We start from the raw sequence: 17,154 nt of genomic DNA on the forward strand, positions 1-17,154 counted from the left end.
CCCCTCAACGAGGGTCAGCGGTCGCATGCCCCTGACTCCAATCCCTGATGTCGACGAGGTGCCCCGCGATCGCGGCGGCCGCGGCCATGGCGGGGCTGACCAGATGGGTTCGCGCCTGGTGACCCTGTCGGCCCTCGAAGTTCCGGTTGGACGTCGAGGCGCAGCGTTGTCGCGGTGCCAGCTGCACCTCCTCCATCAGCGCGCCGCACATCGAGCAGCCGGAGTGGTGCCACTCGAACCCGGCGTCGAGGAAGATCCGGTCGAGACCCTCGTTCTCGGCGTCCGCCTTGACCTGCTGGGAACCCGGCACCACGGTTGCGCGCACGCCGGCCGCGACCCGGCGACCGGCGACGATCGCCGCGGCTTCCCGCAGGTCCTCGATGCGCGCGTTGGTGCACGACCCGATGAAGACGTGGTCGAGGGGGAGTTCGGTCAGCGAGTTCCCCGGCCGCAGGCCCATGTACTCCAGCGCCCGCCGGCCCGCCGCACGGCCGCTCTCGGAGTCCGATGCGTCGGGGTCGGGGACCCTGTCGGCGATCCCGATGACCATGCCCGGGCTGGTTCCCCAGGTCACCATCGGCGAGACCCGGGAGGCGTCGACGTGGACCTCCCGATCGAACGTGGCGCCCTCGTCCGTGCGCAGCTCGCGCCAGACCTCGACCGCGGCGTCGAAGTCCGCGGGGGCACCAGGGCGCCCCCGGAGCCAGGCGAAGGTGGTCTCGTCCGGGGCGACCATCCCGGAGCGGCCGCCGCCTTCGACGGTCATGTTGCAGATCGTCATCCGGCCGGCCATGCCCATGCCCTCGATCACCGGACCCGCGAACTCCACGGCATGACCGGTGAACCCGGCGGTGCCGACCTGCCCGATCGTGGCCAGGATCAGGTCCTTGGGGGAGACCCCGTGGCCCAGCTCCCCGGAGTAGACGACCCGCATCGACTTCGGTTTGAGCATGGGCAGGCACTGCGTGGCGAAGACGTGTTCGGCCTGCGACGTCCCGATCCCGAACCCGAGTGCGCCGAACGCGCCGTGGGTCGCGGTGTGGCTGTCACCGCAGACGATCGTCATGCCGGGTTGCGTCACGCCCAGCTCGGGCCCGATGACGTGCACGATCCCCCGCCTCTCGTGGCCGAGGGAGTAGAGCGGGACGCCGAACTCCTCGCAGTTCTGCTCCAACGTCACCACCTGGCGGCGGGCCAGGGGCCGGCCGATGAGGGACCCGGCAGCGGTCCCGTCCGTGGGGACGCTGTGGTCCGCCGTCGCCAACGTCCGGTCCGGCCTGCGGATCGCGCGGCCGGCCTCGCGGAGGGCGTCGAACGCCTGCGGCGAGCTCAGCTCGTGGATGAGGTGGAGATCGATGTACAGCAGCCCCGGAGCGACCTCGTGCGCATCCCAGATCTTGCCCAGCATGGTCCGGGGCGTCGTCCGGGGCATCAGTAGACCGACTGCTCGAGGGCGGCCCAGCGGCTCAGGCCGACGGTCTCGAAGAGCTCACGGGGGCTGGTGATGCGTGGGGTGGCGCTTCCGACGAGCGTGGACACCTCATCGGCCATCGCCTGTGCGGACGGAAAGAGCATCACCGCGGGATAGACCACGAGGCGGAACCCGAACTGCTCCAGGTCGGCTTCGCTGACCTCCGGCGTGATGCCGCCCGGAACAGCGTTGAAGATCACCGGGGCGCCGGTGACCTCGGTGGCGATCCGCTCGATCTCCTCCCGGCTCGTCGGTGCCTCGACGAAGACGATGTCCGCGCCCTCCGCTGCGAACGTCCGGGCGCGGTCGATCGCAGCGTCGATGCCCAGCGGTCCGCGGGAATCGGTGCGGGCCACGATGAGCGTGTCCGCGCGACGAGCGGCGAGCGCGGCGTGCAGCTTCGTGACGTAGTCCCCGACCGCGACGACCTCCTTGTTCGCGAGGTGGCCGCAGCGGCGTTTCGAGGTGACCTGGTCCTCGAGCATGATGCCCGCGGCACCGGCACGTTCCAGCGTCTCGACCGTGCGCGTCACGTTGAGGACCTCGCCGAAGCCGGTGTCGGCATCAACGATCAGCGGCCCGCCGAAGGCGGACGCGATGACCTGCACGGCGTCCGCGAGCTCGGACGCGGTGATCAACCCGAGGTCGGGAACGCCGTAGCGGGACGCGGAGACCCCGGCACCGGTCAGGAAGGCCGCGTCGAAGCCGGCGTCGCGGGCGATGTGTGCGCTCACGCCGTCGAAGACGCCCGGCACCCGGATCAAGCCCGGCTGGGCGAGGCGGGTCCGCAGTACCGCACTGGGTGGAGACGTCGTCGTGTCCATCTGGTCACACCTCATCCATCGACGGGAGCGGGCTCGCGGCCTCGATCGGCGTACGCCGGGCCGGCATCACCGAGCGCGTCGGGCGACGCCGACGGCACACCGGAACCGTATCGTGGTTCGAGAATCCACGGTGCGGTCGAAACGTAGGTCGTTCTCAGTGGGTCCGTCAAGTGCCGTGCGTCACCGCGTCGCGGCGGACGACGGATTGACAGGTGGTGGTGCTGCTGGCAAGGTGCGGCCTGCACAGTGGTTTCTGAAACCGCTAGGCGGTCTGATGCCGTCCCCGAGGAAGGAAATCGGATGTCTGCTCCCGCCGGAGGTCGGACGCGTGACGTCCGGACGCTGTCCCAAGAAGGCACCGAGGAGCTGGTCACGGCCGTCGTCACCGCCGCGGACCGGGCGGCGCTGCCGGTCTGCGTCGCCGTGTACGACGCGTCGGCGAGCCTGCTGGCGTTCCTTCGCATGGACGGCGCACCGCCGCTGACGATCGGGATCGCGCAGGACAAGGCCTACTCCTCGGCGGCGTTCGGCGCCCCGACGCACCAGCTGCACGAGCTGATCAAGGACGACGAGCCGCTGCGGCTGGGGATCGTCCACACGCCGCGGCTGGTCACCTTCGGCGGTGGCTACCCCCTCGTGTGCGACGGGCGGGTCGTCGGGGCGGTCGGCGTCAGCGGTGGCCATTACACACAGGACATGGCGGTCGTCGAAGAGGCGCTGAAGGCCTGCGGCTACACCGTCTGACCTGCATCGAGATCGGGCCGTGCCCGGTGAACCGTTCCCCCCAACGCCATCGCAGGCCAGGTCTCCTGTCGTGCGATCGCGCCGTCAGGAGGTCATGCAATGTCGCAGCCGACGTCACCCTTGTTCGGCGACCAGCCGCTGAAAATCGGCGCCTTCGCCCCGAACGCGAGCGGCGGGATCTCCATGACGGAGGCTCCCCGGTCGCTGCGGGTCACCTGGGAGCACCAGAAGAAGATCGCGCAGAACCTGGACCGGTGGGGCTTCGACGTCACGGTCCCGATCGCCCGGTGGAAGGGATTCGGCGGCTCCACCAACTTCAACGGCAACGCGTTCGAGACCTTCACCTGGGCCGCGGGCATCGCGGAGGCCACCGAGAACATCGCCGTCGTCGCCACCACACACGTCGCGACGATCGACCCGGTCGTCGCGGCGAAGATGGCCGCGACCGTCGACCACATCTCCGGTGGCCGATTCGGGCTCAACGTCGTGATGGGCTGGAACTCGGCCGAGATGGCCATGATGCAATGTGGGCTGCTGGAGCACGAGGAGCGCTACGCCTACGGCGCCGAGTGGATGGATTTCGTCGATCGGCTGTGGGCGAGCGACGCCCCGTTCGACGTCGACGGCAAGTTCTTCCGCGCGCTGGGCTGCGAGTCCGAGCCCAAGCCGGTGCACGGTCGACCGATCGTCATCAACGCCGGGAACTCGAAGACCGGCCTGGACTACTCCGCCAAGTACGCCGACATCAACTTCTTCGTCTCCACCGACCTCGAGAAGATGGCCGCCCACTCGGCGGCCCTGAAGAAGGCGGCCCGCGAGGAGTACGGCCGGGACATCCAGACCATGACAGCCGCGCTGGTGGTGTGCCGCGACACCGAGGCCGAGGCCAAGAGGGTCCACGACGAGATCCTCGACAAGGCGGACTGGACCTCAGCCGAGAACCTGATGGCGATCCACGGCGTCGACAGCAACTCCTGGAGCGAGCAGATGACGAAGTTCAAGGAGCGGTTCATCCTCGCCCACGGCGCCACCTCGCTGGTGGGGACGCCCGAGCAGATCGTGGACGGCCTCCAGCAAATGGCCGCGCACGGGATGGAGGGAGTCCTGATGGGCTTCCTGAACTACGCCGAGGAGATCGACTACGTCGGCGAGAACGTGCTGCCGCTCATGCGGGAAGCCGGACTCCGGAAGTGAGGGGGGCCGACCAGATGAGCCGACTCACCGGCAAGCACACGATCATCACCGGTGCCGCGGGCGGCATGGGCCAGGTCGCCTGTCGCCGCTTCTGCGAGGAAGGCGCCATCGTCCTCGGCAGCGACCTCGACGAGGCGGCAGGCCGCAAGCTCGAGGCGGACCTGCGGGCCGACGGTCTGCCCTTCACCTTCGTCCCGGCCGACGCCGCCACGACCACGGGCATCGGCCAGATCGCCGATGCCGCCCGCGAGACCCTGCACGGACGCGTCGACGTGCTCTACAACAACCACGGCATCATCCTCGGCAAGCCGCTGCTCGACACCACCGAGGAGGAATGGGACAAGGTCCTCGACGTCGACCTGAAGAGCGTGTTCCTGCTGACCAAGGCCATCGTCCCGTTGATGACCGACGGCGGCTCGATCATCAACGTCTCCTCGGCCGGTGGCCTCGTGTCGATGCCGGGGATGTCGGTCTACTGCGCCGCCAAGGGTGGGCTGGTGATGTTCTCCAAGGGCGCCGCCGCCGATCTCGCACCCCTCGGCATCCGCGTCAACGCCATCTGCCCGGGGAGCATCGACACCCCGATGCCACGCGCCTTCTTCAGTCTTCTCAGCGACGAGGAGGCTGCCGCGGCGATGAAGGCGAACGCCGCCGAGCACTTCGTCAACCGATTCGGCCAGCCGGAGGAGGTGGTTCCGCTGGCGATCTACCTGGCTGGCGACGAGTCCACTTTCATGACGGGGGCCGCCATTCCGATCGATGGCGGCTACACCGCACGCTGAATCCCGATCCGGCGTCAGCCGGGGCGAGCAGAGAGGAACGAAGGGTGGGTACCGGACAGAACGGGCGGCCCGACATCGCATTTCCGTCCCGCGTCGGAGTGTGGTGGAACGGCGAAGCCTGGCCGATCGGGGAGGCGAGCGAGGTCGCCCGGGACATCGAACGGATGGGCTACGGCTCCCTCTTCTTCGGGGAGGCCTTCGGGAAGGAATCGTTGACGCAGGCTGGTGCGTTCCTCACCGCTACGGAGCGGCTCGTGGTGGGCACCGGTATCGCGAACATCCACGCGCGGGACCCGATCGCCGCCGAGGTCGGTGGTCGCACCCTGGCTGCGCTGCACCCCGGCCGGTTCGTCCTGGGGCTCGGGGTCAGCCACGGTCCGCTCGTCGAAGGTGGTCGGGGTGGGTCCTACAGCAAGCCCTTGGCGACGATGCGTGACTACCTGCGCCGGATGGACGACGTTCCCGACGAACTGGAGCCGGGTGGCAGGCCGGCCCGCCTGCTCGCCGCCCTCGGGCCGAAGATGATCGAGCTGGCCGGCGCGGCGGCCGACGGCGCGCATCCTGCCTACGTCCTGCCCGAGCAGACGACGGCGACTCGCGCCGCACTCGGGCCCGACAAATGGGTCGTGGTCATGCAGGCCGTGGCGGTGACGGACGTGGGCGGGGTGACCGAAGCAGACGCGCTGCGCCGGGCCCGCGCCGTCCTCGGCGTCTACTCGGCCATGCCGAACTACCAGATGTCGTGGCGCCGCCAGGGCTTCGACGAGGTCGACGTGGTGGACGGCGGATCCGAGCGCCTGGCTCGAGCCTTCGTCGGCATCGGCGACCCGGACACCGCTGGCAAGAGCGTTCGCGCGCACCTCGACGCGGGCGCCGACCACGTCGTCGTCCAGGTCCTCGGCGACGCTCCCACCGACGACCCCCGTCCCGCACTGGAGGCGCTGGCGGCCGCGCTCTGACCGCTGTGCCGAACTTCGACAACTGACGGATGTGGAGGCCCGCACGATGACGACCTCGATGGACGGGATCGTTCCCGTAACGACGGGCGAGCAGTTGCGCGAGGCCTTCGGATGCTTCCCTTCGGGGGTCACCGCGGTGTGTGCGGCGCTGGAGGGGGTGCCGGTCGGGCTGGCGGCGAGTTCCTTCACCTCGGTATCGGTCACACCGCCGCTCGTGTCGGTGTGCATCCAGCACAGCTCGACGACGTGGCCGATCCTCCGGCAACGGCCGCGGTTGGGCCTCAGCGTGCTCGGCGAGGGCCAGGACCACGTCTGCACCCGGCTGGCCGGCCGACACGGCGACCGGTTCGCCGGCACCGACTGGTCGACCGCCGCCGACGGCAGCGTCTTCGTGCAGGGAGCCACGTTGTGGCTCGACTGCACGATCCACGCCGAGATCCCCTCCGGGGATCACGACATCGTGCTGCTGCACATCCACGGCCTGCGCGCCGACCCCGCGACGCCACCCCTGGTGTTCCACGGCAGCCGCTTCCGCCGCCTCGCCGCCGGCTGAGCCGCCCGATTCCCGAGGAGTCCGTTGTGGACCTGTTCCGCGCCGACCCCGCCGAGAGCCGGGTCCGGGCTGCGATCGCCGCGATCGCCGCCGGGCAGCCCGTGGTCGTCGTCGACGACGCCGAGCGGGAGGACGAAGGCGACCTGGTCTTCGCGGCCGCACTTGCGACGCCGGAGCTGGTGGCCTTCACCGTCCGCCACACCTCCGGGTTCCTGTGCGTCGCCCTGCCCGACGAGGACTGCGCACGCCTGGGCCTGACCTCGATGTGCCACATCAACGACGACCGCTTCGGTACCGCCTATCAGGTCACCGTCGACCTGATCGGGACCGGCACCGGCATCTCCGCGCGCTCGCGTGCCGCGACGATCGCGGCGCTCGCAGCGCCGGACACCGTTGCCGACCGGTTCGCGCGACCGGGACACGTCGTCCCGCTGAAAGCCCGTGCCGGTGGCGTGCTGGCCCGTCCGGGGCACACCGAGGCCGCAGTCGATCTCGCACACCTGTCCGGCTTGCCGGCCGCTGGAGCGCTCTGCGAGATCGTCTCCGTCGACCGGCCCGGTGAGATGGCGCGCGGACCGGAGCTGGAGCGGTTCGCCGCGGCCCACGGCCTGGTGCTCATCACCGTGGACGAGCTCATCCGGTACCGGCGCCGCACCGAGCAGCAGGTCCGGCGGGCGGCCGTCACGTCGCTGCCGACCGAGCACGGATCCTTCACCGCGGTCGGATACGTCCACGCGATCGACGGATCCGAGCACGTCGCACTCGTCGCCGGCACGCTCGATGCCGTGCCGGGGCGAGCCGTGCCCGTTCACGTCCACTCCGAATGCCTCAGCGGCGACGTGTTCGCCTCAGTCGGCTGCCGCTGCCGCCGCCGACTCGACGAGGTCATGACCCGCTTCGCGACGGCCGGTCGCGGCGTGATCATCTATCTGCGACAGGAAGGGATCGCGCGAGCGTGCGACCTCCCCCACCACGGACAGACCGCGAACGCCGGCGCCGCGGTGAGCACGGTCGAGTGGATCCTGACCGATCTGGGCGTCCACTCGGCTGCTCCGGCGACCAGGCCGGACGAGCACCGCACCCGCCCCCGGTCGGTCACCCCCAAGCCCATCGCGGGCTGACCGGCGTGGACCCGCGAGGGCCGCTCGTCCAGAGGTGCGCATCGCCCGCAAGGACGCGGAGCACCCCATGACCACCCGGCACAACGCCCTGCCCGTGTCACCGCGCGTGCTCGAGCTCGGCGGGATGCTGCAGACGCCGGCGTGGTGCAGGAACTCGAACCGTCTTCGTTCGGCCGCCGACCATGAGCGGTTCGGCGCGCGGGACCGTGGACGAGTGGCGAGCCCGCCGGCTCACGGGAGTCCCCGCGACCCGGATGGCTGGGATGAGCTCCCCCGAGTTGAGTCGTTCAAGACTCTGGTCCACGCTGGGCCGCAGTGCCAACGACGTCGGACTTCGAGCACATGTTGCGCGGGGCTGCACTGCGGGTGACGCGGCCTCGGGTGGCCGTGCTGTCCGCGGTGCACGACCATCCGCACGCCGACACGGGCTCGATCATCGGGGTCGCCCGTGGCGACCTCGGCGACGTGTCCCACCAGGCATCGGCTGGAAGAACAGCGTGGAATCCGGCGTCGGCCGGTACGCGATGACCAGCGGCCTCGAGGGCGCCTGGACCACCGCGCCGACCACGTGGGACAACGGGTACCTCGACAACCTGTACGGGTACGACTGGGAGCTCACGCGCAGCCCCGCGGGCGCGCACCAGTGGACGCCGAAGAACGCCGAGGCCCAGGGCACGGTGCCGGACGCGCACGACCCGTCCACCCGGCACGCGCCGATGATGCTGACCTCGGACATCGCGCTGAAGGTCGACCCGGCCTATGGGCCGATCACGAAGCGCTTCCACGAGAACCCGGACCAGCTCGCCGACGCGTTCGCCAAGGCCTGGTACAAGCTCCTGCACCGCGACATGGGACCCGTCTCGCGCTACCTCGGCCCGTGGATCCCGGAGCCGCAGCTCTGGCAGGACCCCGTCCCGGCGGTGGACCACGAGCTGGTCGGGGACGCCGACGTCGCCGCGCCCAAGGAGAAGGTGCTCGGCTCGCGGCTCTCGGTCGCCCAGCTCGTCTCCACCGCGTGGGCGTCGGCGGCCAGCTTCCGCGGCACCGACAAGCGCGGCGGGGCCAACGGGGCCCGGATCCGGCTCGCGCCGCAGAGGTCAACAGCCCGGACGAGCTCGGAAAGGTGCTGCAGACCCTCGAGCAGATCCAGCGGGACTTCTACGTCTCGCAGGCCGGGAAGAAGGTCTCGCTCGCCGACCTGATCGTCCTCGCCGGCTGCGCGGCCGTGGAGAAGGCGGCGAAGGACGCCGGGTACGACATCACCGTCCCGTTCACGCCGGGGCGCACCGACGCGTCGCAGGAGCAGACCGACGTCGACTCGTTCGCGGTGCTGGAGCCGAGGGCGGACGGCTTCCGCAACCACCTGCCAGCCGGGCAGAAGCTGCCGGCGGAGACCCTGCTGGTGGACCGCGCCTACATGCTGAACCTGAGCGCCCCGGAGATGACGGTCCTGGTCGGCGGCATGCGCGCGCTGAACGCGAACGTCGGGCGGGCACCGCACGGCGTTCTCACCGAGCGGCCGGAGACGTGACCAACGACTTCTTCCGGAACCTGCTCGACATGCGCACCGAGTGGAAGGTCTCGGAGACGGAGAACGTGTACGAGGGCCGCGACCGCGCCACGAGAGAGGTCAGGTGGACCGCCACGGCCGTGGACCTCGTCCTCGGCGCGAACTCCCAGCTGCGCGCCATCGCGGAGGTCTACGCCAGTGCGGACGCGAAGGAGAAGTTCGTGCGTGACTTCGTGGCCGCGTGGGACAAGGTCATGAACCTCGACCGGTTCGACATCGCCTGACTCGGCGCCGCGGTGGCTCCTGTCGGCAGGAGCCTGCCGGAAAGGAATCACACGGGTCACGCTGTGAGGATCAGCGCCACGATCGCGGGGCCGAACGCGGTGCCGAGGAGGTAGCAGAGGTTGAACATGCCGATGGCGGGCGAGCGGTACGGCCCCGGGACCGCCTCGGCCGCGTGCCGCGCGAGCGCCCCCTGACCGGCCGCCGCTGCCACCGATCCGGCAGCGAACGCGACCAGCAGGATCGGCACCGCGGCCATCGACCACGCGACGAGGCCCGCCGCGACGACGGCCGCCGCGAGACCGGCCGCGACCGTGCGTAGGCGCAGGCGGGCGGTGAGCGCGACCACCAACCAGGACAGCGCCCCGCCCAGCAGGTACGGCCAGAGCATGGCCGCGCCAACCGCGGCAGGTGACCATCCCGTCTGCCAGGCCAGAAGGGTGGGCGCGGCGTAGAAGAGCCCGAAGTTGACGATCGCCAGGAACAGTGCCGTTCCCCCGGCGAGCAGGAAGGCCGGCGATCGGACCAGGACGGCCGGCAGGAACCCGTCGGGGCGCCTGTGCAGGTGCACGGTGAGCGCCCCGGCGACGAGTGCGGCGGCCACCGTGGCCGGGACCGGTCGGTGCGGGACGGTCACCAGCGCCGTGACGAGCGCCATGAGCAGCGCCGCGCCGCGCCGGTCCCCTTTGCCAACTTGGCGTCCGGCCTGGTCAGCGGTTGTGCGGCGTGGCGTGGCCTCGAATAGGTGAAGCTCCTGGTCGACGGGCGATTGCTGAGATCAACTCGCCTGACCAGGAGCTTCAAGGTGCTGTCCTATCCGTCTGGGATGACCGTGTCCAATCGCGCGCTTGGCCTGCTCGCCGACGCCCTACGCGCGCACCGCAACCAGCGCGCGACACGCTGGCGCAAACTCACTCCTGGCCGCCAGGCCCTGCTGGTCGTGGCCTACCTGCGCATGGGCGAGACCTACGCCGACCTGGCCTGCGGTTTCCAGATCGGCACCTCGACCGTCTACCGGTACGTGCGCGAGGCGCTGGCCCTGCTCGCCGCGATGGCGCCCACGCTCGCCCAGGCCATCGACGTCGCCCAAGCCAAGGCATTCGTCATCCTCGACGGGACCTTGCTGCGCATCGACCGGGTCGCCATGGCCTCGGGCCGCGACCGCCCGTTCTACAGCGGTAAGCACAAGGCCCACGGCTTGAACGTGCAGGTCATCGCCGACCCTGTCGGCAGGTTGGTGTGGATCTCTCCACCGCTGCCTGGAGCGCGCCACGATATGGGCGCCGCCCGCGAGCACGGCATCATCGACGCGATCTGCGATGCCGCGATCCCGACGGTCGCCGACACCGCCTACCAAGGCGCCGGACCTGCAGTGGCCGTTCCGCAGCGGCGGCGGCGCCTCGACCCGGACACCGGCCGCTACCGGCGGCTGTCGAACAACCAGCGCGAGGTCAACGCCGCGCACGCCCGCCGGCGCGGACCAGGCGAACGGGTCAACGCCGAGCTGAAGAACTGGAAGATCCTGCGCAAGATCCGCTCCAGCCCGAGCCGGGCCGCCGAGCTCGTCGCCGCCGTTCAGACCCTCATGATCACCAACGCTTGATCAGGTTGGCAAAGGCTCATTGGTCCTGACTCGTCCGAAACGTTCCTGAATTGCTCGGGGCGGTCCCGGTCCTACCTGCGAGTATCGTGTTCCCGCAGCTCGGCGCATTTTGTCGGGCGACCCTGGGGCCAAGGGGTCGGAAGCGCGAAACCCCGGCTTAGCTGCACCCTCGAACGTGGCGCCCGATCGCCTCCATTACTGCAGGTCAAGCCCGGTCTGGAGATCTGCCTCGATCCTGGGATGACAGTCTGCATGGCTGTCGCCCCCGGCGGTCTATAACAGACCTATCATGCGCTTGTCGCGCCGCGCGCGCACTCGGCGCAGCAGATTGGCTCGATTCGTATGCCGCTGCGGTCGCGGTCTGGACGACGGCCGGGCCGGCGCATGTCGTTCAGGTCGAGTACGACCCCGCAGCGGCAGGCGAGTACTGCTCGTCCCAGTGGCGGGGGAGCGAGAGCGGCGGCCGATCCGTGGTCCGGTGCTCGATGGATGGTCGTGCGCGTGACAGGGTGGCTGATGGCGTAGAAGACGAGCCAGTGGTAGCTCATGAGGACTCCTCACTGCGGTCGTGTGGGTCCTCCTCGGGAGGCTCTTGCGGAGTCGTCGGCAGTTGCGAGCGATGCCCGCCACGGGGTTCCTGATCGGTCGGTGACGCGTTGCGACGACGGGCGTGCCGAGCGATGCCCTGGTACGGCGTGTCGGGTGGAAAGAATTGAAGGCCGTGTCCGCGGTCCTTTCGCTTGCGGCGGTGCCGCATTCGCGTCGCGGTCATGAGAGGCGCCCGCGGGGCGGATCAACAGGGGCGGTTTCGGAGCCGCGAAGTTCGAGGGCGTGCAGGGCGATCGCAGCCACCGGGCACGGCCAGCGCACCGGACGGACGCGGCATGCGGAGCAGTATGAATCCGTGTCGCATGCGTGTAGTCGCAGAATTTTTCCTGGTCCGTCGTCTTGACCGGCGACGAACGCTATCGCCACGGCGATCGGGTCATCCCCTGCAGGCAAGGAGCATGGTGCCCCTGAGCGGGGCCGAGCTTTCGTGAGGTGGCATGACGGTGTGGAATATCGACAACCAGAATATTCTGCTGGCGACTATTGGCCGGTCGCCGCGGACCAGGCGTCGTTGATGATCTCGCGCAGGCCAGACCTGTGCGGGTTCCAGCCTAGATCGGCTTGGATCGCCTTGCTGTCGGCGAGTAGCTCTTGTGGCTCAGCAGCGGGCGGCACGTGTCGCCGTGCCACGGGACGACCGGTGACCTGCTCGACCATGGCGATGACGTCCCGCACGCGGGTCGGTCGGCCGCTGCCGATGTTGTAGGCACGAGCAGTACGGGGCTCGCATGCCTCCAGGGCGAGAGCGAACGCCTCGGCCATGTCGGCGATGTGTACGAAGTCGCGGATGGCGTCACCGTTGCCGTTGACGACCAACTCGGGCGCTGTGCCTCGCTGGACCGCCATCATCCGAGGAATGAGCCGCGTCTCGTCAGGATCGGAGTGTCCGGGGAGCGCGCCGGCGATGTTGAACGCGCGCAGGCTGACTGCGCCGATGGCGCCGGTGCCAGCGAGGTCCAAAGCGGCGTTGTCGGCGGCGAGTTTGCTTGACGCGTACGGGCTTGTCGGCGCCGCAGCGGCACGAAGTTGCGTTCCACCCACGTCAGCGTGGTGTGACGCAGCCAGTGCGTGCTGACACCTTGGGCGGTGACCCAGGGGAGCTGGCTGCCGATTCGGGTCCAGATGTAGTCGTAGCGGCGGCGGGTGATCCGCTGCCCGGATCGATATCGCAGCAGCGGTCCGGCCGGTGTCGCGTCCGCGCCGCGTTCGGTGGCGTGGGTGAGCAGGTGGTTCATCAGCGTGGGGGAGACCGGTTGGGATCGTGTGGTGTCGCCCTTCTCCCGGAGCGTGATCAGGCATTGGTCGGGGTCGAGGTCGATCCGGCGCAGCGCGAGCGCGCCGCCGCGGCGGCATGCCGTTTCGATGTGCAGGCGCAGGATCAACGCGTCCAGGGCGGGATCGTCGCCGGTGGTGGCGGCCACCTGGACGATCTCGGCGAGGCGGGTGTCGGCGACCGCGCGTCGGGTCGACGGTGGTCGGCGTAGCTTGTCGACCTTCTTGGCTGGGTTGGCTGCGGCGGTGATCAGGCCGTCTTCTTCGGCGCGGCGGTAGAGGCAGCGCAGGGCGGCGATCATGTGTTCGGTGGCGCTGTGGCCGCCGCGTCCGCTGCGGCGGATCACGAGCTCGGATTGCATGTCGACCAGGAATTGGCGGATCTGCGAGGGTGTGGGTTCGTCGATCCGGCGTTCGCCCCAGTGGTTGTCGATCCGGTTCCAGTAGCTGCTGTAGACCCGGTGGGTGCCGGGGCGAACCCCGGCGGCGACGATCGGGATGTAGTCGTGGAAGGTCGGGGCTGTCGGTCGGGGGACTGGTACGTCGAGGAGGTCCTCGGCCCGCAGTCCGAGTCGCGTCAGCAGGATCCGGGCGGCGTCCACGTCGGCAGTGCTCGGGTTCGGCCGGTCGGGCAGGCTGCTATTCATCACGGTCACCGCCCGGCGAAGCCAGCAGCTCGTCAAGGGCCGCGGGTGGGCAAACGACCAGCGTCTGCCGCTTCGGTTGCGCGGCCAGCAACACCCGATCGCCGGGCCGCAGATCGAGCCGGTGCCGGACCGCAGCGGGCAGCCAGAGATACCGGTGATCCTTCACGACCAATACGCCGTCGATCGTCGCGCGCAGCGTGAGGTGGGTCCGGGCGGCGTCGAGGTGCAACCTGGTGCCGGGTGTCCAGCCCAGCGCCTCGATCGCCGCGCGGTCGGCGATCCGCCCGCCACGGTCGAGGACCGACATCCCGTAGACCGTGTCCGCGGTGCGCGTGATTGGCGGCTCGGGTAGGGACAATCCGCGGCGAGTTACAGCGGCGGCCCGGAGTGGTTGTGCTGGTCCAGCACTCGATGCCTGTGCCGGGAACAGCAGGGGCGCGACGGTGAAGTGACCCCCGTCAGCCGGACACCTCGGTCTGTGTCATGAGCTGCTGTTCGTAGGTGGCGGGGCTGAGGTTGCCCAGTCGGGAGTGGCGCCGCAAGGGGTTGTAGAAGCCCTCGATGAAGGAGAAGACCTCCATCTCCAGTTCATGACGGGTGGGCCAGGCGCGGCGGTAGATCATTTCTTCTTTGAGGGTGGCGAAGAAGCTCTCGGCCATGGCGTTGTCGAAGGCGTCGCCGATGCTGCCCATCGAGGCGACCAGGCCGGACGTGCGCAGGGTGCGTCCGAAGTCGATCGAGGTGTACTGCACGCCGTGGTCGCTGTGATGGATCAGCCCGGCAGAGGGCTTGCGCTGGTGCAACGCCATGCCCAGGGCGTCGAGGACCAGTTCCCGTCGCAGGTGATCGGCCATCGCCCAGCCGACGACGCGGCGCGTGCAGGCGTCGACGATGACGGCGAGGTAGAGGAAGCCTTCCCAGGTGCGTAGGTAGGAGATATCGGCGACCCAGAGCTGGTCGGGTCGCTCGGTGAGGAACTGGCGCCCGACCAGGTCCGGAGCGACCGACCCGGCGCCGACCCGGCTGCGTTTCTTGCCGTGGCGGCGGCGGTGGATGCCCTCGATCCCGGCCACGGTCATCAGCCGGGCCACCTTCTTGCGGTTCCAGGCCTGGCCGTGCCGGTCACGGTCGGATCTCGGCGGTCAGGCGGCGGGCGCCGTAGGTGCGGCGGTGCTCGACCCAGGCGTCGCGCAACTGATTCGCGGCGTGGGCGTCGTCGAGATCGCCATCAGAGATAGCGGGGCCGCCACGACGGATCCAGTCGTAGAACGCTGAGGTGCTGACCTGCAGGACCCGGCACAGGAGACGGACGGGGTAGGCGGTCTTCTCCGCGGCGATGAACCCGTAGATCGTCTCTCGGGTCACCGGTCTGTCTCCCGGGCGAAGAAGACCGCGGCTTTTCGCAGGACCTCCTTCTCCAGCTCCAGCTCTGCGACCCGTCGGCGCAGCCTCGCGAGCTCGGCGCGTTCCTCCCCGCTCACCGCGGCCGGCCCGTCGCGACGCTCGCGGCGCAACGCCTCGACCCAGTTCCGCAACGTCTCGTGGTTCACCCCGAGCTCGCGAGCGACGTCCCGGATCGACCGACCGCCATCAAGGGCGAGCTGCGCGGCATTGCGCCGGAACTCCTCGGGGTACTTGCTTCGACGCCCCATCGCGCGTCCTCCTCCTCGGCTACTGCCAAGTCTGGAGGTGTCCGGCCACCGGGGGTCACTTCAGGGTCAGCAGGTCGTTGAGCGTGGCGGGTGGGTAGCTGACCAGCGTTCGCCGCCCGGGTTCCGCGGCCAACAACACGCGATCACCCGGGCGCAGGCCGAGCTGATGGCGGGTCGCGGCGGGCAGCCAGAGGAACCGGTGGTCCTTCACGGGCAGCGGGCCGTCGTCGGCCTTCTGGAGGGTGAGGTGGCTGCGGGCGACGTCGACGCGAAGCCTGGTACCGGCCGTCCAGCCCAGCGCGGCGAGTACCGCGCGGTCTGCGATCCGTCCGCCTCGATCGAGCACGGACATCCCGTAGACGGCGTCCGTCGTGCGCGCGAGCGGCGGTTGCGGTCGCGCCAATCCGCGGCGAAGGACGGCGGCGGCCCCGGGTGGATGTGCTGCTCCAGCACCGGAGGTGCGTGGCGGGAACAGGGGCGCGAGAGCGGCGTGGGTCACGACGACCACCGCCACGGGCGCGCCACTGCTGCACACGCGTGTTCAAGCGCGTTCTGACACTGCAACGTTGAGCTTCCCCCGGTTTCCCGGAGTCCTCGTCATCTGTGAGGGTCGGGCTGGGCGCGATGGTAGGCGTCCTCGTACTCGTCGGGAGATAGTCCTCCGAGGCCGGCTTGGATGCGGCGCGGGTTGTACCAGCCGTCGATGTAGCGGACCAGGGCGTGCTCGGCCTCGGCCGGTGTGTCGAACGTGGTGCCGGGCCAGTACACGAGCTCGATCTTGAGTGTTGACCAGAGGTTCTCGGCCAGGGCGTTGTCGAAGCTGTCGCCGGTGCTGCCGGTCGATGGTGCGATGCCGGCGTCGACGAGGCGCTGGGTGAACCGCAGCGCGGTGTACTGGGCGCCCTTGTCGCTGTGGTGAACCAGCTGCCCGGCCCGCACGTCGCGGGAGCGCAGCGCGTGGTTGAGCGCGGTGAGCACCAGCGCGGTCGTCGCGCGCGGGTCGGTGGCCCAGCCGACGATGCGGTTGGCGAACGCGTCGCGCACGCTGGCCAGCCACAGCACACCATGCCCGGTGGTCAGCCGGGTGAGATCGGCGACCCAGAGCTGGTTCGGCGCGCTCGCCCGGAAGTCGCGCTCGATGAGGTCCGGCGCGGCAGTGTGGGACGGGCTCTGTAGAGTCGAGCCGCTCTTCCAGCCCCGCCGCAGGTGCGCACCCTGCAGCCCGTGCTCGCGCATGATCCGTTCCACGCGCGTGCGCCCCACCCGGACGCCCTGGCGGCGCAGCTGCAGCCACACCCGCGGTGAGCCGTAGGTGGCCGCGTGCTCGTGCGCGGCGCGGATCTTGACGATCTGCTCGAGGAGTGCGGCGTCGTCGAGCTGCCGGCGGCTCGGCGCCACCCGGCGGGTCCGCCAGTCGTAGTAGGTCGAGGCCGGGATGCCCAGGACCCGCAGTACGAGACCGGCCGGGAAGTCATGCGCGTCGATGAAGGCATGACCACCTCCGGGTCGGGCCGATCTCGCTGGCGAAATAGGCGCTCGCCGCGCGCAGGACCTCGTTGACCCGCCGCAGCTCGGCGTTCTCCCGGGCCAGCCGCCGGTTCTCGGCGACCATGTCGGTGCTCGGCCGGTCATCGCGCTCGCCGCGGTCGGCCTCGTCCTGGCGCACCCAGTTGCGCAGGGCCTCGGGATGGACGTTGAGCTGCTCGCCCAGCCGTCGAAACGTCGGGCGCGGGGACGACTCCCGATACAGCCGCACCGCGCGCTCGCGCAGCTCATCGGGGTACTTCTTCAGTGCTGCCAACAGGGCGGGCTCAACCGGTGGTTGCAACCAGGTGATCAGGGGAAGTGTGGATCATGCCTGGTGCGCGGTTGACCCGGGAGGAACGGGTCCGGATCGAGACGTTGTGGCGGGCGGGGTGGTCGTTCGCGGA

General features: G+C 69.9%; 18 protein-coding genes and 3 pseudogenes. 9 read left to right on the forward strand and 12 right to left on the reverse strand.

The annotated features are described in order from the left end of the window. Nucleotides 1–4: 4 nt before the first annotated feature. Both leuC and ACFPL3_RS39170 read right to left on the reverse strand, forming a co-directional pair. Nucleotides 5–1,432 (reverse strand): 3-isopropylmalate dehydratase large subunit, encoded by a 1,428-nt coding sequence (gene leuC / locus ACFPL3_RS39165; RefSeq protein WP_343947295.1) that lies wholly within the window; start codon nucleotides 1,430–1,432, stop codon nucleotides 5–7. Continuing rightward, nucleotides 1,432–2,295, reverse strand: coding sequence for an isocitrate lyase/PEP mutase family protein (locus tag ACFPL3_RS39170; RefSeq protein ID WP_343947294.1), 864 nt, complete (start codon nucleotides 2,293–2,295; stop codon nucleotides 1,432–1,434). Before ACFPL3_RS39170 ends, leuC begins: the two co-directional genes overlap by 1 nt. A 300-nt stretch (nucleotides 2,296–2,595) precedes the next feature. On the opposite strand from ACFPL3_RS39170, the gene ACFPL3_RS39175 reads away from it, so the two are divergent. The 8 genes and pseudogenes from ACFPL3_RS39175 to ACFPL3_RS39205 form a co-directional block, all read left to right on the forward strand. After that, nucleotides 2,596–3,039, forward strand: coding sequence for a GlcG/HbpS family heme-binding protein (locus ACFPL3_RS39175; protein ID WP_343947293.1), 444 nt, complete (start codon nucleotides 2,596–2,598; stop codon nucleotides 3,037–3,039). A gap of 183 nt (nucleotides 3,040–3,222) precedes the next feature. Beyond that, nucleotides 3,223–4,233, forward strand: a complete 1,011-nt coding sequence (locus ACFPL3_RS39180) for an LLM class flavin-dependent oxidoreductase (RefSeq protein WP_343947292.1) — start codon at nucleotides 3,223–3,225, stop codon at nucleotides 4,231–4,233. A gap of 14 nt (nucleotides 4,234–4,247) precedes the next feature. Continuing rightward, nucleotides 4,248–5,015 carry an SDR family NAD(P)-dependent oxidoreductase gene (locus tag ACFPL3_RS39185; protein ID WP_343947291.1) on the forward strand — a complete coding sequence of 256 codons (768 nt, stop codon included), beginning with the start codon at nucleotides 4,248–4,250 and terminating at the stop codon, nucleotides 5,013–5,015. Nucleotides 5,016–5,059: 44 nt separating this feature from the next. Next, entirely contained in the window at nucleotides 5,060–5,974 is a 915-nt protein-coding gene (locus ACFPL3_RS39190; RefSeq protein ID WP_343947290.1) for a TIGR03620 family F420-dependent LLM class oxidoreductase, read from the forward strand. Between the two features lie 46 nt (nucleotides 5,975–6,020). After that, on the forward strand, nucleotides 6,021–6,527 hold the full coding sequence (locus ACFPL3_RS39195; RefSeq protein ID WP_343947289.1) for a flavin reductase family protein: 507 nt from the start codon (nucleotides 6,021–6,023) through the stop codon (nucleotides 6,525–6,527). Between the two features lie 26 nt (nucleotides 6,528–6,553). After that, nucleotides 6,554–7,648, forward strand: coding sequence for a 3,4-dihydroxy-2-butanone-4-phosphate synthase (ribB, locus tag ACFPL3_RS39200; RefSeq protein WP_343947288.1), 1,095 nt, complete (start codon nucleotides 6,554–6,556; stop codon nucleotides 7,646–7,648). A gap of 315 nt (nucleotides 7,649–7,963) precedes the next feature. After that, nucleotides 7,964–8,128 (forward strand): annotated as a pseudogene (locus ACFPL3_RS42075) (transcriptional repressor); the annotation flags it as partial. Then, nucleotides 8,125–9,442: pseudogene (locus ACFPL3_RS39205) on the forward strand (peroxidase family protein); the annotation flags it as partial. The pseudogenes ACFPL3_RS42075 and ACFPL3_RS39205, both read left to right, overlap by 4 nt. A gap of 56 nt (nucleotides 9,443–9,498) precedes the next feature. Here the strand turns inward: ACFPL3_RS39205 and ACFPL3_RS39210 are convergent. After that, complete coding sequence (locus tag ACFPL3_RS39210) at nucleotides 9,499–10,098, reverse strand: MFS transporter (RefSeq protein ID WP_343947287.1); 600 nt, start codon at nucleotides 10,096–10,098, stop codon at nucleotides 9,499–9,501. Nucleotides 10,099–10,245: 147 nt separating this feature from the next. On the opposite strand from ACFPL3_RS39210, the gene ACFPL3_RS39215 reads away from it, so the two are divergent. After that, a complete protein-coding gene (locus tag ACFPL3_RS39215) occupies nucleotides 10,246–11,043 on the forward strand; it encodes a transposase family protein (RefSeq protein ID WP_343947315.1) in 798 nt (265 codons plus the stop codon). A 1,089-nt stretch (nucleotides 11,044–12,132) separates the two neighbouring features. Here ACFPL3_RS39215 and ACFPL3_RS39220 read toward each other — a convergent pair. The 9 genes and pseudogenes from ACFPL3_RS39220 to ACFPL3_RS39260 form a co-directional block, all read right to left on the reverse strand. Beyond that, nucleotides 12,133–12,612: an NAD-dependent epimerase/dehydratase family protein gene (locus ACFPL3_RS39220; RefSeq protein WP_343947286.1), complete on the reverse strand. Its 480-nt coding sequence runs from the start codon at nucleotides 12,610–12,612 to the stop codon at nucleotides 12,133–12,135. Continuing rightward, on the reverse strand, nucleotides 12,498–13,571 hold the full coding sequence (locus ACFPL3_RS39225; protein ID WP_343947285.1) for a tyrosine-type recombinase/integrase: 1,074 nt from the start codon (nucleotides 13,569–13,571) through the stop codon (nucleotides 12,498–12,500). Before ACFPL3_RS39225 ends, ACFPL3_RS39220 begins: the two co-directional genes overlap by 115 nt. After that, nucleotides 13,564–13,878: an AbrB/MazE/SpoVT family DNA-binding domain-containing protein gene (locus ACFPL3_RS39230; RefSeq protein WP_343947284.1), complete on the reverse strand. Its 315-nt coding sequence runs from the start codon at nucleotides 13,876–13,878 to the stop codon at nucleotides 13,564–13,566. Before ACFPL3_RS39230 ends, ACFPL3_RS39225 begins: the two co-directional genes overlap by 8 nt. Before the next feature lie 151 nt (nucleotides 13,879–14,029). Next, a pseudogene (locus ACFPL3_RS39235) lies at nucleotides 14,030–14,680 on the reverse strand (IS3 family transposase); the annotation flags it as partial. 13 nt (nucleotides 14,681–14,693) lie between these two features. Continuing rightward, nucleotides 14,694–14,936 (reverse strand): hypothetical protein, encoded by a 243-nt coding sequence (locus ACFPL3_RS39240; protein ID WP_343947283.1) that lies wholly within the window; start codon nucleotides 14,934–14,936, stop codon nucleotides 14,694–14,696. Further along, nucleotides 14,933–15,223: a transposase gene (locus ACFPL3_RS39245; protein WP_343947282.1), complete on the reverse strand. Its 291-nt coding sequence runs from the start codon at nucleotides 15,221–15,223 to the stop codon at nucleotides 14,933–14,935. The genes ACFPL3_RS39240 and ACFPL3_RS39245 overlap by 4 nt, the downstream gene beginning before the upstream one ends. Before the next feature lie 55 nt (nucleotides 15,224–15,278). After that, a complete protein-coding gene (locus tag ACFPL3_RS39250) occupies nucleotides 15,279–15,569 on the reverse strand; it encodes an AbrB/MazE/SpoVT family DNA-binding domain-containing protein (protein WP_379590741.1) in 291 nt (96 codons plus the stop codon). Between the two features lie 251 nt (nucleotides 15,570–15,820). Continuing rightward, nucleotides 15,821–16,753, reverse strand: coding sequence for an IS3 family transposase (locus tag ACFPL3_RS39255; RefSeq protein ID WP_379590747.1), 933 nt, complete (start codon nucleotides 16,751–16,753; stop codon nucleotides 15,821–15,823). Continuing rightward, complete coding sequence (locus ACFPL3_RS39260) at nucleotides 16,695–17,024, reverse strand: transposase (RefSeq protein ID WP_343947280.1); 330 nt, start codon at nucleotides 17,022–17,024, stop codon at nucleotides 16,695–16,697. Before ACFPL3_RS39260 ends, ACFPL3_RS39255 begins: the two co-directional genes overlap by 59 nt. Nucleotides 17,025–17,154 lie beyond the last annotated feature (130 nt).

Origin of the sequence: Pseudonocardia zijingensis (genome assembly GCF_042657305.1) — a bacterium.
GTDB classification, from domain to species: Bacteria; Actinomycetota; Actinomycetes; order Mycobacteriales; family Pseudonocardiaceae; genus Pseudonocardia; species Pseudonocardia zijingensis.